This is a genomic window from Vibrio sp. 1CM2L, assembly GCF_023161695.1.
Lineage (GTDB): Bacteria > Pseudomonadota > Gammaproteobacteria > Enterobacterales > Vibrionaceae > Vibrio > Vibrio coralliirubri.
This window is the reverse complement of the sequence record NZ_JALNTT010000002.1, coordinates 82568-96119: the sequence shown is the minus strand read 5'-3', so window position 1 is coordinate 96119 and position 13552 is coordinate 82568. Positions and strand designations below refer to the sequence as shown.

At 42.8% G+C, this 13552-nt stretch carries 12 protein-coding genes and 1 pseudogene; 4 read left to right on the top strand and 9 right to left on the bottom strand.

The features are described from left to right. Nucleotides 1-66 precede the first annotated feature (66 nt). Nucleotides 67-1071: a metal-dependent hydrolase gene (locus MSG34_RS05720; protein ID WP_248336615.1), complete on the top strand. Its 1005-nt coding sequence runs from the start codon at nt 67-69 to the stop codon at nt 1069-1071. A 102-nt stretch (nt 1072-1173) separates the two neighbouring features. Here MSG34_RS05720 and MSG34_RS05715 read toward each other — a convergent pair. Beyond that, nucleotides 1174-1441: pseudogene (locus MSG34_RS05715) on the bottom strand (carboxypeptidase M32); the annotation flags it as partial. Between the two features lie 129 nt (nt 1442-1570). On the opposite strand from MSG34_RS05715, the gene MSG34_RS05710 reads away from it, so the two are divergent. Then, the gene (locus tag MSG34_RS05710; protein WP_248336613.1) at nt 1571-1777 is read left to right on the top strand and encodes an antitoxin Xre/MbcA/ParS toxin-binding domain-containing protein; all 207 of its coding nucleotides are present in this window, start codon (nt 1571-1573) and stop codon (nt 1775-1777) included. 272 nt (nt 1778-2049) lie between these two features. Here the strand turns inward: MSG34_RS05710 and MSG34_RS05705 are convergent, their stop codons facing one another. The 4 genes from MSG34_RS05705 to MSG34_RS05690 all read right to left on the bottom strand — a co-directional run bounded on the left by MSG34_RS05705 (nt 2050) and on the right by MSG34_RS05690 (nt 6080). Beyond that, nucleotides 2050-2781 (bottom strand): oligogalacturonate-specific porin KdgM family protein, encoded by a 732-nt coding sequence (locus tag MSG34_RS05705; protein WP_061039678.1) that lies wholly within the window; start codon nt 2779-2781, stop codon nt 2050-2052. Between the two features lie 98 nt (nt 2782-2879). Further along, a complete protein-coding gene (locus MSG34_RS05700; protein ID WP_248336611.1) occupies nt 2880-4232 on the bottom strand; it encodes a glycoside-pentoside-hexuronide (GPH):cation symporter in 1353 nt (450 codons plus the stop codon). A 13-nt stretch (nt 4233-4245) separates the two neighbouring features. Next, the gene (locus tag MSG34_RS05695; protein WP_061039680.1) at nt 4246-5136 is read right to left on the bottom strand and encodes a nucleoside hydrolase; all 891 of its coding nucleotides are present in this window, start codon (nt 5134-5136) and stop codon (nt 4246-4248) included. A gap of 2 nt (nt 5137-5138) precedes the next feature. After that, on the bottom strand, nt 5139-6080 hold the full coding sequence (locus tag MSG34_RS05690; RefSeq protein WP_248336609.1) for a ribokinase: 942 nt from the start codon (nt 6078-6080) through the stop codon (nt 5139-5141). Nucleotides 6081-6360: 280 nt separating this feature from the next. On the opposite strand from MSG34_RS05690, the gene MSG34_RS05685 reads away from it, so the two are divergent. Continuing rightward, nucleotides 6361-7284, top strand: a complete 924-nt coding sequence (locus tag MSG34_RS05685; protein ID WP_061039682.1) for a LysR family transcriptional regulator — start codon at nt 6361-6363, stop codon at nt 7282-7284. A gap of 308 nt (nt 7285-7592) precedes the next feature. Here the strand turns inward: MSG34_RS05685 and MSG34_RS05680 are convergent, their stop codons facing one another. Further along, nucleotides 7593-9065, bottom strand: a complete 1473-nt coding sequence (locus MSG34_RS05680; protein WP_248336607.1) for a carboxypeptidase M32 — start codon at nt 9063-9065, stop codon at nt 7593-7595. Nucleotides 9066-9363: 298 nt separating this feature from the next. On the opposite strand from MSG34_RS05680, the gene MSG34_RS05675 reads away from it, so the two are divergent. Further along, complete coding sequence (locus MSG34_RS05675; RefSeq protein WP_248336605.1) at nt 9364-9999, top strand: LysE family translocator; 636 nt, start codon at nt 9364-9366, stop codon at nt 9997-9999. A 106-nt stretch (nt 10000-10105) separates the two neighbouring features. Here the strand turns inward: MSG34_RS05675 and MSG34_RS05670 are convergent, their stop codons facing one another. The 3 genes from MSG34_RS05670 to MSG34_RS05660 all read right to left on the bottom strand — a co-directional run bounded on the left by MSG34_RS05670 (nt 10106) and on the right by MSG34_RS05660 (nt 13412). Continuing rightward, the gene (locus tag MSG34_RS05670) at nt 10106-11581 is read right to left on the bottom strand and encodes an aerolysin family beta-barrel pore-forming toxin (RefSeq protein ID WP_050712006.1); all 1476 of its coding nucleotides are present in this window, start codon (nt 11579-11581) and stop codon (nt 10106-10108) included. A 560-nt stretch (nt 11582-12141) separates the two neighbouring features. Next, nucleotides 12142-12603 (bottom strand): hypothetical protein, encoded by a 462-nt coding sequence (locus MSG34_RS05665; protein WP_248336603.1) that lies wholly within the window; start codon nt 12601-12603, stop codon nt 12142-12144. Beyond that, on the bottom strand, nt 12600-13412 hold the full coding sequence (locus tag MSG34_RS05660; protein ID WP_248336601.1) for a winged helix-turn-helix domain-containing protein: 813 nt from the start codon (nt 13410-13412) through the stop codon (nt 12600-12602). The genes MSG34_RS05665 and MSG34_RS05660 overlap by 4 nt, the downstream gene beginning before the upstream one ends. Nucleotides 13413-13552: the final 140 nt, after the last annotated feature.

Here is a 13552-nt window from a genome sequence, read left to right as displayed (position 1 = left end):
AACAATTCACCGCTATAGCTAAATGTATCTTGTTTGATTCAACGAAATGCTATCAATGAGTGGTTTATGGATCCTTTAACGCAGGGCGTGCTAGGCGCTTCTTTGTCACAATCGGCCAGCAAAAAACAACATGTGGTAGTTGCTGGGGTATTAGGGCTGCTCTCCGGGTTAGCGCCAGATTTAGATGCACTGATTAAGTCTCAAAGTGACCCTTTGTTGGCTTTGGAATTTCATCGACAGTTTACCCATTCACTCTTCTTTATCCCCATTGGCAGTTTGATCTGTGCCTTGGTTCTACATCACCTGATTGCAAAAAGGCGTGGGCTTTCTTTCAAACAAAGTTGGCTGTTTTGTGCTTTGGGTTATGGCACTCATGCACTGTTAGACGCTTGTACCACTTATGGCACGCAGTTACTTTGGCCTTTCACCAACGCGCGTTTTGCTTGGAATACTATCTCAATCATCGATCCTGTTTATACGCTTCCCATCCTAGTATTGCTTGTGTTTGCAACGTTGAAACGAGCGCCTTGGCTAGCGCGTGTCGCATTTGCTTGGGCGCTAATCTATCCAACATTAGGGATGATTCAGCGAGACAAGGCAGAGGCGGTTGGCTGGCAATTAGCGCAAGAAAGGCAACACATACCGATTCGATTAGAGGCAAAACCAAGCTTTGCGAATATCTTGGTGTGGAAAGTGGTGTACGAAACAGAGGCTCATTACCATGTAGACGCAGTGCGGGTCGGCACATCGGTAAACACGTATCCCGGAGAGTCGATTGCGAAACTGAATGTTAGCAGGGATTTGCCTTGGCTTGATCCTGAATCTCAACAAGCCAAAGACATTGAACGTTTCCGCTGGTTTTCAAATGGTTATATCGCTCAAGACCCAACAGACGAGCTGCGTATTATCGATGTCCGATATTCAATTGTACCGAATCAAATGAAAGCACTATGGAGCATCAAGCTATCAAAAGCTGTTGATGCAAACACGCATGTAAAATACGAAACTCACAGAGAAAACACGCCAGAGTCGAGACAGATCTTCTTCGATATGCTCAATGGCGATAAATGATCTAGTTCTAAACAGTAAAAAGGCTGAGTCAGATAACCTGCTCAGCCTTTTTTATTCGTCTATTACCTAGTTTTCTTTGCTAGAACGCTCTTTTTGAGAATACTAAAGATAACGGCTTCTCAAATGGTCTTTGAAGTATTGCGCATTCAAGGTTTCACCTGTTGCACCTTTCACCAAATCATCAGTAGTAAGCAGGCTGCCTTTGCTCCAAATGTTTGATTCTAACCAAGTGAAGATAGGGGATAGGGGATAGGTTACCGCTTTCAATCACAGAGTTCACATCGACCGTTTTCTTCATTGAAGTCATGAACTGCGCCATGTACATCGCACCTAATGTGTAAGATGGGAAGTAACCGACTGCGCCGTCGGTCCCTCAGAAATGCCCCATTATTGCTGAGCTCATTACTATCTATCCGTTTGCTAATCATTATTTGACCAACTTTTCCTGATGTAGGTATGGTGTATAGGACTTATCATATAAATTTAGGCGGAGTTTAAGGTGAATAAAGAAACCAAAAAGAATTTTGATAAAGTATTTCAGGCTGCGTTAGCACTGTTTGGTAGTGAAGAAGCTGCTAATCAATGGCTTAAGCACCCAGTTCGAGGACTTGGTAACAAACGACCAATTGATTTGCTTTCGACAGCCGAAGATACCAAGGCTGTACTCAATTTGATTGACCGTTTGGAGCATGGAGTGTTTTCGTGAGCTTTGTTGCTACAAGCTTTTGTCCCATTCCAAGCTAGCACTCTTACTCGTTGTACTTTGTGGATGGGTATTGGACCTACTTTTTCAAATAACTCTAGCTTGGTAAATATTATTTCACTGCAGTGCTGAGTGGTAGGGAAAATGGAACAACAAATTATAATAGAATTCGTAAACAGCAAAATACGATAAACGCGGCATTAGTTGTTACTATTACCGCGAGTAATAGTTGTCTCGTATCTTACGAATAATTGGATGCTTAAAGTAAAATTAGATTAAATGTTCATCGGTAGCGCAAAACCAACTTGCCAACGGAGATCGTCTTCGTAGGATATGCCATCAAAAAAACCATCTTTCATGATTGTCGCTTGGAAGTATGGGCGCCATTTATTAGCAGTATAAGTGACGCGGAACTCATGGTCCGTTGCCATGTGGGTTCCATTACGGAAGGTGTCGGCAATTTCCTCATCGGTTTCAAAATTATCGACACGGTTGTAAAAGAACTCGTATCGATCAGAGTTATAGCCAACAAATAGGTCTGTACGGACAGATAGGTTAGTACCGTAGTTCACCTCGTTACCGTTCTCATCCTCACCAATCCAATCGTCATAACCGAATTCAGGGCGAACTCGTGCATTTATCATTAGGCCGTTATCGAAGTTGTAGCCTGCGCGTAGCGACAAGCGGTAGTTCCATTGTGTATAACCAACATAAGTATGAACCCATGCTTTTTCCGTCAATGGAACAAACTTGCCTAGGTTATATTCATAATAGCCATCGGTGTTCACTTCCGCACCAAACTGGATGTCATAAAAGTCAGTAAAAGTAATCCAACCAGTTAAACCTTGAAGACCTACGTTACGCTCTTCTTCATAACGTGTATAGAACTCTATATAAACAGGATTATTATCTAATATATCCTCATTTTCTAAGGAATTTTCTGCCATCGAAATAGTAGGGAACATCATGCTTGCTGCGAGTATAGATAGAGGGGGTATTTTATTCATTTTTTACTCTTTCTTTAATTATTGATTATATTTTTTGTTAGATTATAAAAATTAATATTTAACCAAGAAATTTTATTTTTAATTTTTTTCGATGGTTTTTAGTGCTTGTTTAATATCACCCCATCCGCAGGTTTACTCATCATGCTATTGTAGTAATCGGTTGTGATAATATATTTTCGCATAATTAGGCCAGTAATTAAGAAGAAAATAGCTGGTGTGATCGAGAGTGATAACGACAAGCCTTCTAATACTTCTTGTGTTTTCTCTGCGTCTGCTGAATAACCAAAATATTGCAGTGTATAACCGGTTACAATACCGGATAGGCCCATACCAAGCTTCTGACAGAATGAAATTGCACCCATCGAAATGCCTGATGAATCAATACCTGTTTTCTTTTTACCATAGTCGCTTACCTCAGAAATCAGTGCCCAGAAAATTGGGGTATTAAGATCAGTTAGGAAACAGTAAAGGAAGTAACAAATAACAGCAGCAACGAACTCGCCTTGGCCGACTAAGAAGTAGATCGACAAGCCCATGAGTGCTGAGGCGTACATCGATACGCGGAACACCCGAATCTTACAAAAATGTTTGGTCAGTTTTTTTGACACGATTGCGGCAAGGATGCCACCGACTGACCACATCCCTAGAAAAACGGAAATTTGTACACCAAAACTTGCGCCAGCGTATTCTGTCCCGTAGATAAAGGCGATGTTGCCACGTACCAAGAAGGCAAGCATAAGTGTGATGCAAGCAGAGCACAGCACGATCCATTGGTCGTTTCTAACTAAGCTTTTTAGCTGTTGTTTAACGGGTACAGTGTTTGGCTCTATCTCGATGTGTTCACGAGTTGTGAATGCACAAAATAGAAGACATGCTGCGCCAATCGTGCCAAGAATAGCAAACGAAGTTGCATAGCCTTGTACCTGATCCGTTTGTGATGTCACCCAGAATGGAACCAATGATGTACACATTAGCGTTGCCGTTTTCGCCATTGTGAAGCGCCACGAATTTGCTGTAATACGCTCGTCTGGATTATCCGTCACTACACCAATCATTGAGATGTAAGGAATTGTCACCATAGTGAACATCAACGTATTGAATATATAAGTGCCGTACGCCCAAATGAGCTGCATTTTATAAGTGTCACCAATCGTGGTGAACATCAGGTACATCGAGACACCCATAGGGATTGCAGCAAAGCCAATCCAATGGCGATAGTGACCCCAACGCGACTTGTAACGGTTCGTTGCCCAGCCCATTGCCGGATCGGTTACCGCATCAATAATACGAACCAGTAGCAGTAGCCAACCTGCATCAACAGGGGTTAAACCAACAATTTGAACGTGGAATGCGTAAATCAGCATACCTGCAGATATCATGGATAGGTTGATTGCAGAATCACCTGAACCAAAGCCAATCTTCTCTAAGACCGACATTCTATTTAAAGCCATAATGACCTCACCTTTAATTTAGAAACACGTTATTTAGGAAAAATTTAATAAATCGAGAATAATTTAAATTCTTTGCGATTAAACAGTTGGGGTTACTTGGTGTTCTGCCCCAAATTCCATCTTCAGTACACACCGTCATTCCGGTTGTGTATTCGCCTTTTAATTCGACATGAACTTGTTCTTGGTTATATTCAATATCGCTTTCTTCGAGCAGAGCAAATACAGTAAGAGGGTCGTGAAGAATTGGAGTGAATCCTGTTTTATCAAACCAAGCATCACAACTTTCTATTAGAATCTTTTTCAATTCTGTATTGGCATTATTTTTAGCCTGAGATAAATAGTCACCATCGAAATGACATTTAGTTGTAACATCCAAACCAACTGCACGAATATCAATGCCAGAGTTAAAAACAATATCGGCAGCTTCGGGATCGCAGATAATGTTCCATTCATTGACATGTCGGTAATAACATCCTCCCATTAAAACCAATTCATCAATATTTTTAATTAACTCTGGGTGTTCTTTTATTAGTGTTGCAATATTGGTTAATGGACCAATGGCAACAATGGTTAGTTTTTCCTGTGAGAGAGCATCAGCCATGAACTCGACAGCATGCTCGGTTTCGATAGGCTGGCTATCCATTTTTCCTTGGTACTGGCAGGGGATTTCTTCGTCATCGTTTTCTTCGCCATTAATACGATGTTCACACCCAGCATAGACAGGGATGTCTTCGCGACCTGCTAGCTGAAGCACACGCTTTGCCATTTTGGCTCTTAGGCGCGTGTTCTTGAATACTGTTGTCACACCCACAAGATTGAGCTGCTCTGTCGATAAAGCGAGACCTAATGCCAAAATATCGTCAGCATCATCGCCGATATCAGTATCAATAATAATGTTGCGCATTGTTACTTCCTTACAGTCGCAAGCTTTGCTTCTACTTGCGTCATGGAAGGCATGTTCGCAGCCCCTTCATTCTCTACTGAACACGATGCAAAGGCTGTCGCAAAGCTAATTGATTCCGTTAAGGATTTACCCAGAGATAAGGATGCCGCGAGTGAACCATTAAACGCATCTCCCGCACCACTGGTGTCTATCACCTCAGCGGGGTACGACAAAAAGCGCTTAAATTCATTACCGTCATAAGCTAGACACCCATTGCCGCCCAAGGTAATGATGACGTTGGTTGCCCCCATACGATGAATAAAACGCGCTGCTTGTTCTGCTGTCTCAATATCATGAATCACAATACCGCTTAGCTCAGAGGCTTCGGTTTCATTGGGGGTAATCACATCTACTAGTGGGACTAAGGTATGGACCTGCTCATGGTAAGGCGCTGGATTTAGGATGGTGGTTTTGGCCTGCTCTTTTGCCTTACGCAACATTGCCGCAACCGCTTCAATATTGTTTTCCAATTGCACAAGGACGACGGAAGTTTGCTCTATTTGCGGAGTGAGGTTTTCAATGTCCGCATCACTCACCTTCAGATTTGCCCCCAGGTCCAACACAATGCAGTTATCTTTTTCACGCTCAGAAACCGTGATCAACGCAACACCTGTCGATGAATGGTAGGTTTCAGCTAACGTGAGAGAGGCAAACTGTTGCCTTTCTAGGTGCTGCTTAGCTCGTTTAGCAAAGTCATCATGACCAATTTTGGCAAAGAAGTGCGTGTCTTTTGTTACTTGTCTACATGCGGTGGCTTGGTTTGCCCCTTTGCCACCAGAAAGAAACTTTTTAGATAGGATACGTACTGTTTCTCCCTTTTGAGGGAATGAAGCCACTCGCGAGACAATATCAAGGTTGTAAGAGCCTGCGACAAATACACCTTTATGGTTTGATGAAATATCCATGATTAACGCCTGTTCAAGATTACGTGGTGGCAGTATCTAGAACTCATGCAAGCTGGTATATCTCAAAAAAAGCACTTATTATGCTGTTACTCGGCACAATCCTATTGTTATTACTCCTTAATAACAGAGGTTTTTGGTCTGATTAGTAGACAGCCTGTTATTATTGGTGAAAATATCCTTATTAAACAGGCAATTAAATTTTGTGACCTCTTTACTCATTTTTTCTATCAGAGTATGGGCACATCGTGTACAGCTCGTGATAAAGATCACAGAGGAAACCATGCTAGATCACTCATCAAAGATCACACTTAAGATGCTCCGCTACTTTTTTCAAGTTGCCACGGACAAACACTTCGGCAATGCAGCAAAAAAACTGCACATCTCCAACTCACCATTAAGTGCTCAGATTAAAGAGCTAGAACGAATTATTGGTAGCCCGCTATTTATCCGTGATACACGAACCGTTGAGCTGACTAATACTGGCCAGATTCTTTTTGAGGAGTGTCAGACAATCTTCAGAGTTTTAGATACATCTGTGCGCAAGGTGATCGAGCAGGGAAGAAATGAAAGAAAATCGCTAAATGTCGGACTCATCAGCTCGTTCTTTTGGGCTGGGCTGGGGGATGCGCTGCGCAGTTTTAAAGATGCTTACCCTGATTACGACTTTCAGATCTTTGAGATGACCCCAGAAGAGCAGAAATCGAGCATAGATAAACATAAAATTGATATCGGTTTGGTTCGATTTGCCGACACCATCAATACAACGCCATTGACCGCTGAAAAAATGGTTGATGATGAAATGTGCGTGGTGGTTGCCAACAACCATGCCTTTAAAGACAGAAAAATGATCTCGATTGATGAGCTAAAAGATGAGCAGTTTATCTTTATGCAAAGGCAGGACTCGGCATCATCCAAGTTGATTGTCGATACCTTTATGACACATGGGCATCATATCCATATTGCCCAAGAGGTTTATGAGCCAAACACACTGGTTTCAATTGTGGCAAGCAGTAATCTAGTCTCAATAGTTCCAACTAGTTTTAGCTATCACCGTTGGAGCAATGTACATTTTATTAAGCTCAGAGAAAAGTTACCGGCTCACTTGTGTGCTTTGTATCTTGACAAGAATGATAATGTTGTATTGACAGCTTTCTTCGAGCATGTGACTAATGAATTAATTCGATTTAAAAAACATAGAAGGTAACTATTGGTGATTAGTATCCAACAATACTGGGCACCAAGTTTGGCAATTTTCCATACTTGTAGTTATCCGTAATTCGCTAAATTAGCAAATGCGCTGACAAGCTTTTGTCCACCTTTGAGTTAGAGAGCGCTGCTTTGCGGTGTGTGATCAAGGAATAAACCACGTTTGCCTTTGGCATTTTGAACCTTTGCATCAGGCCGTTGTGTTCCCAAGGGGAGTAATACCTGAACTATGCTTTTTTCAGCTTGGTTCTACTTACACAGCAAGCTCTGCAAGTAGAACACTTCAATGTGGTTGGGCGGTTTTATCTACAGATAACGACTTCTCAAATGATCTTTGAAGTATTGCGCATTCAAGGTTTCACCTGTTGCACCTTTCACCAAATCATCAGTAGTAAGCAGGCTGCCTTTACTCCAAATGTTCGACTCCAACCAAGTGAAGATAGGGGATAGGTCACCGCTTTCAATCACAGAGTTCACATCGACCGTCTTCTTCATTGAAGCCATGAACTGAGCCGCGTACATCGCGCCTAATGTGTAAGATGGGAAGTAACCGAATGCGCCGTCCGTCCAGTGGATATCTTGCATACAACCGTTAGTGAAATTGCCTTGAGTGCTTAAGCCAAGGTATGACTGCATCTTGATATTCCATAACTCTGGAACGTCGGTGTGTTTGATCTTTCCGTTGATCAAGTCACGCTCAATCTCGTAACGCAGGATAACGTGTGCAGGGTAGGTCAGTTCATCAGCGTCAACACGGATGAAGTCTTTCTTCACGCGCGTGTAGATCTTCTGGAAGTTCTCTTTCTCAAATTCTGAGCCTGAGAATTGCTGACCAGCCAAGTTCGCTAAGTGTCCGATGAATGGGTCGCTGCGGCCTACTTGCATCTCGAAGAACAAAGACTGAGATTCATGAATGCCCATAGAACGAGCTTCACCTGCTGGTTGGCCAGCTAGATGTTTTGGTAAGCCTTGTTCGTAACGTGCGTGGCCTGTTTCATGCACAATACCCATTAAGCTTTGAACGAATTCTGCTTCGTCATAGCGCGTTGTGATGCGTACGTCTGAAGGTACGCCACCACAGAATGGGTGAACACTTTCATCCAATCGGCCGTGTTCGAAATCGAACTGAAGCAGCTTCATGACTTCTAAACCTAGAGCTTTCTGTTTCTCGGTCGAATAGATGCCAGATGGTGCGTTAAATTGCTCGCTCGATTGTTTCTCGATCACTTCATCAATCAAGCTTGGTAGCCAGGTTTTAACGTCTGCAAACAAGATATCAAGCGAAGCAGAGCTAGTGCCCGGTTCATAGATGTCCAGCATCGCATCATAAGGCGTTAGATTAGCTGCGTCGGCGCGGATCTGCGCTTCTTCACGAGATAGTTCAACCACTTCACGCCAGTTCTTTTCGAATCCAACCCAGTCGTTGTTACCACGTTGGCTACGCCATGCATGTTCACATTTTGAACCGGCTAGAGATTTCGCTTCAACCAGCTTTTCTGGAAGTAGGTTAGCTTGTTGCCATTGGCGTTTAATTTCACGAAGTGACGACTGTTGTTCGTTGTTCAGCGCTTCGTTTTCAGCGTCTGCAATCCAATCTCCAAGTTGTGGTTGCGTCATTAGGCCGTGAATATGAACCGAAAGCTCGGCCATCGCTTCACTACGAGCTTGGTTACCACCTGCTGGCATCATTGAAGCTTGGTCCCAACCACAAATAGAGGCTAGGTGTTGAAAGCGTGAACATTTTTGAGAGTGTTCGACTAGTTTTTTGAATGCGCTCATTTGACTACTCTTAATTTGGTTTCTTTAAATGATCCTTAGGGCTGTGTCAGCGTTAAGGTTCATCTCTCGTGTACTTTGATTATGGCTCTGCTTTTTAATGACGCCGACCTTCGCAGTCGAAGATATAGCGAGAAAAGCATGAGGCGGTACGATGCCTTGAATTTACTATTTATTAACAAATTAAACTGTTCTATTGTGCACAAAATCAGTGAGTTGTATAGCTGGTGGCAATTGTTGCTTGCGAATTGTTCAGATACACGGTATTGATGATAGATCGCTGAACAAGAATGACAATGATATGGATATTTTGAACTTTGAGGCATTTCTAATTGCCATCACTATTTTAACGCTAACGCCGGGCTTAGATACGGCCTTGGTGATTCGTAATACCAGCCGCTCTGGCTTAGCTGACGGTTGTATGACGAGCTTTGGTATTTGTAGCGGCTTGTATGTACACGCGTTTTTCTCTGCGGTGGGTATATCTGCAATCCTCGCCCAATCCGCAGAGCTCTTTCAAGCCGTTAAGATGGTGGGTGCGGTTTACCTCATCTGGCTTGGCTTAAGCAGTTTACGAGCTTTGATGAAAAACGGTGGCGGTTTGAAGGTCGGAGAACAAGCTCAACAAGCTTACAGTGCAAAGCGTTCTTTGCGTGAAGGCTTCTTGTCTAACGTTCTTAACCCAAAAACGGCAGTTTTCTATCTGGCCTTTTTACCTCAATTTGTAAACTCTGAAGGTTCACCTTTATTGCAATCTATGTTGATGGCTTCGGTACACTTTATGATTGCGATGGTGTGGCAGTGTGGTTTGGCTGGTGCTCTTAATTCTGCTAAAAACTTGCTCAAGAACGCGAGTTTTATGAAGTGGATGGAAGGCGTGACGGGCATGGTGCTGGTTGGGCTAGGTGTTAAGCTTCTGATGGAAGAGCCTGTGTAGCTCACCGTTTCCAGTTGAACATGAATATATGAAAGCCCACGATGTGTCGTGGGCTTTGTGCTTTATTACTGGTAGATCTTTGTACCGATCTTATTCAACAGCGCAGTTATTCAACGACGCTAATGTTCATCTCAGCACCTTCGAAACCTAAGTCACTCAACTCATCGGCGTTAAAGTTGGTGGTAACTTCGATGTCGCCAATGCGCTCAGTAGATTCGTTGACGGAATCAGTACTTCTTTTGCTGCGTAGATTGTTAGTAATTGGTGTTGCTTGTCCAATTTCGATAGTACCTGCAAATTGAGATTCAGCGTAGAAATCTCCAGACACGTAAGAGTGGAAGGGGCGTAAGCTTCCGCCAGTCGCGTATTGCATGCTTGATAAGCCAGCTTCTTTAATCGCCCAGCCCCAATCCCACCATTTTGTTTCACCTGGGATGTAACGGTGATCCCATTGGTAGCGAATGTCGGCAGATTCACTGCTGCCACGACCCATGGTGAAGGTATGAGCCTTGTACGGGCGGTTATCTGGGTGGGAGTGCCACGCGTTGCCACCCCAACGAAGGAAGCCGTTGAATTCAACATCGTAGCTAATATCGGCGTTGAATCGGTACGGGTAAGAGATGCTTGAACGATACAGCTCAACTCGAATCGGTAGCTCCGAATTCGCAGGAACCATAGGACGAGCTTGGAGTGTTACTTGTTCGCTAGTGGAGTTGCCATTTGTTTCTGCGAAGCTTTGATTAGCCTCGAACTTAACAGTGAGCTTAGTTTCGCCAACCAAAGGCCACTTGAAGGTGTTCTCTGTTTGAACGCTTTGTGAGAATCCATAGCTGTTCGTTTTCGACCAGTTTGTTGATTCGTCTACTTTTAGGTCGACCACCACTTGTTGCGCGATGTTGCTGTTGTTTCTTGCCGTCGCGTAAACCGTTTTCACTAGTTCACGATCTGACTCGACAACATCACCATGCCAAAAGTTGTCATCGTTAACGGTGTAGGCAAAATTGTCGACGGTGATTTTGGTTTTTTCATCACAGCGATAGCCACTACAAGAACCATTGTTATTTCCTTGTATTACCCAGCTGTCGCCAGAGCGCTTTATCGTCATGTCTTCGCCAACATACTGACTGTTATTACCGCCAACCCAAGCGTAACCTAGGTTGTGAGCTAAATAGCTTAATGGGCGAACAAAGTCGTTACGGTTGTTCACTAATTCATACTGAACATCGATTTCGCTGCCTTCCTGAACCGATTTGGCGGAATAGTTAGGGATTTCAGATTGGTCGTTGTTTGGGTAACAGAACGTTGACCCACTGCTTGATTGTTTAATTTCGCCATGATAACCCGGCCCCATGATTACCCAGTTTCCTTTTAATCCGGTGATCTGCCAAGTGCCCATACGAGCGACCAAAGCACTCTTCTGCTCTTCGGCTTCATAACGGTCTATAGGACGATAACCAGAGCGACATACATCTTCACCAAGTTGGTCAAACACTATTTGGTCTGGGTAAATCTTCGCATTTACACCGGTTGATAGAACAGACAACACTGCGGTTGCTAAGAGACTTCTGTTTACTGTGATCATTAACAATTCCCTCATTTGTAATTTTTCTATTTTGATAATGTTTTGTGTGCCGTGCAGTTAACAAGACCAGTTCACTTTTTCATGTTGATAAATAGATAGATACTGAAAAGGGTTGAATTAAATTACCCCGTCAATTCAATGGTTTGTATTGTCATTAGTGTTTTTACGATGAAAGAGTATGCAACTAAACGTAAATTGTTTGATGGGGCTCAAACCGTTTTTAGAAAAATGAAGGCCTATTATTCGGGCTTAGACATCAAAATTATTTGACGTTATTTTTGGCGCTTGTATGAATGGTTAATTAGAAGAACAGATATAACCATTCATAATGCTCGTAGTTTTAAGGTGGGCAGGTAGTGAGTGACAAGGAGTAAAAGTCTAACTTGAATACTTTGATTTGCTATCGGTTTTAAAATGCAAACACTTAAAGTAAGGATGACGGTAATAATTGCATTGCTGATAGAATAATGAAAATAACCATCCGTTTTTTATGTGTAATATCGGAAAAGCTTGCTACTTGATAATAGGGCACTTGTTACTAGTGGTTAAACTATCTCTAATTATCGTTTGGCCAGAAGTTGCGTTCGGCCTGTATTACACGTTTTAATGATGGCGAATAAATCATTCGAACTTAAGATATCAATGTTTACCGTTAATGGGTCATCGTTGATTAACAGGTAAGGCGACAATCGGCTGTCATTCATTGTTTTATTTATTTTTTGCACAGAGACTAAGTCGATGGTGCCAGAAATAGAAAAGAAAAGTGATTGAGAAGGGCGGGCTGTTCCCCTGAATCGCAGAACAAGTGGGTCGGGCATGTTGTCATCTTGAACGGACATCAGGTGCAGCACCTTGTTGTTACTTATTTTCGTTAATCCGTCGGTACGTAATACATTGTCATTCACTATTAGGTCCACCACGCTATGTTGGTAGCGATGCTCTTCTTTTGGTTGGGGCGAAGGGATACTCCATATGCCAACCAATAAAACGAATGCAGAAATGAGCGCAACGATTGGCATCATAATTGACCTCTTTCTAGGAATAACGCCAGTTCGGTACTGGCTTGATCTAGTTGGGTTGGCGTGTAAAAGATGTTGACGGACTGGCGTGTGGCTTTGTTGAGAATAGAAAGCTCTGAATACTCAGCTTCTTCGCTAATGTACGCCACACAATCACATTGATACTGATAGAGAATGCTTTCTAGCTCTGGCGTCATCGCCATTTCAGGGGCTTGGAAAACTTGTATTTGACCTATCCACTGCTCGCTGAGTCGGTTAACGGGATTGATATCGCTGAGGTTTCTCTCATTAACCTTAGCAAAAGCCAATAGCGCTGATGCTAACAGTAAGCAGCCAGTGGTGAAGTAGCACAACTTGTTTCGGCTTTCAGCAGTGGGGAAGTAAGCCGAAGAACTTTGTTTAGGGTTAGGCTTAGGTTCGACTGCAACGGCTGCACCGATAGCAATACCATTATTGCCTACAGGTATTAGGTTGCTCGCAGCAACAAGGGGAGTTGTGGCTGCATTATTGACGGGCGAGTCGATCACCACGCACTCATCGATAAGGCGATAGCCCACCTTAGGAACGGTGACGATTGGGGTTTCTTTGATGCCTAATTTAACGAACCCTTGGCGCAGTAAACTTATACTTTTCGCTAGTGACGTATCCCCTATGAACTCGTTTCCCCAAGCGAAGCTAATAATATCTTGCTTGTTAACAATATCGGGTGAGTTTTTATGTAATAACTCCAGGACCCGAGTTTCACGGTATCCTACTTTAATAGAACGTTCATCGTTATAAATACGGTTTTTAATCGGGTCGAATCTGATCATATAGCCAACGTTTTATTTTTATTATAATTCTCTCTACAATGTAGATGACTATAAACTGACTAATATATGAATTAAAGTCACATGTTTTATTCTTCTGGTTTTTGTGTTGTTGAAAAAAAAAGAAATTTAATATTTTTGTG

Coding starts and splice junctions, on each gene's coding strand:
- MSG34_RS05720 (WP_248336615.1), top strand. CDS start 67: ATGGATCCTTTAACGCAGGGCGTGCTAGGCGCTTCTTTGTCACAATCG.
- MSG34_RS05705 (WP_061039678.1), bottom strand. CDS start 2,781: ATGAATAAAATACCCCCTCTATCTATACTCGCAGCAAGCATGATGTTC.
- MSG34_RS05700 (WP_248336611.1), bottom strand. CDS start 4,232: ATGGCTTTAAATAGAATGTCGGTCTTAGAGAAGATTGGCTTTGGTTCA.
- MSG34_RS05695 (WP_061039680.1), bottom strand. CDS start 5,136: ATGCGCAACATTATTATTGATACTGATATCGGCGATGATGCTGACGAT.
- MSG34_RS05690 (WP_248336609.1), bottom strand. CDS start 6,080: ATGGATATTTCATCAAACCATAAAGGTGTATTTGTCGCAGGCTCTTAC.
- MSG34_RS05685 (WP_061039682.1), top strand. CDS start 6,361: ATGCTAGATCACTCATCAAAGATCACACTTAAGATGCTCCGCTACTTT.
- MSG34_RS05680 (WP_248336607.1), bottom strand. CDS start 9,065: ATGAGCGCATTCAAAAAACTAGTCGAACACTCTCAAAAATGTTCACGC.
- MSG34_RS05675 (WP_248336605.1), top strand. CDS start 9,364: ATGGATATTTTGAACTTTGAGGCATTTCTAATTGCCATCACTATTTTA.
- MSG34_RS05670 (WP_050712006.1), bottom strand. CDS start 11,581: ATGATCACAGTAAACAGAAGTCTCTTAGCAACCGCAGTGTTGTCTGTT.
- MSG34_RS05665 (WP_248336603.1), bottom strand. CDS start 12,603: ATGATGCCAATCGTTGCGCTCATTTCTGCATTCGTTTTATTGGTTGGC.
- MSG34_RS05660 (WP_248336601.1), bottom strand. CDS start 13,412: ATGATCAGATTCGACCCGATTAAAAACCGTATTTATAACGATGAACGT.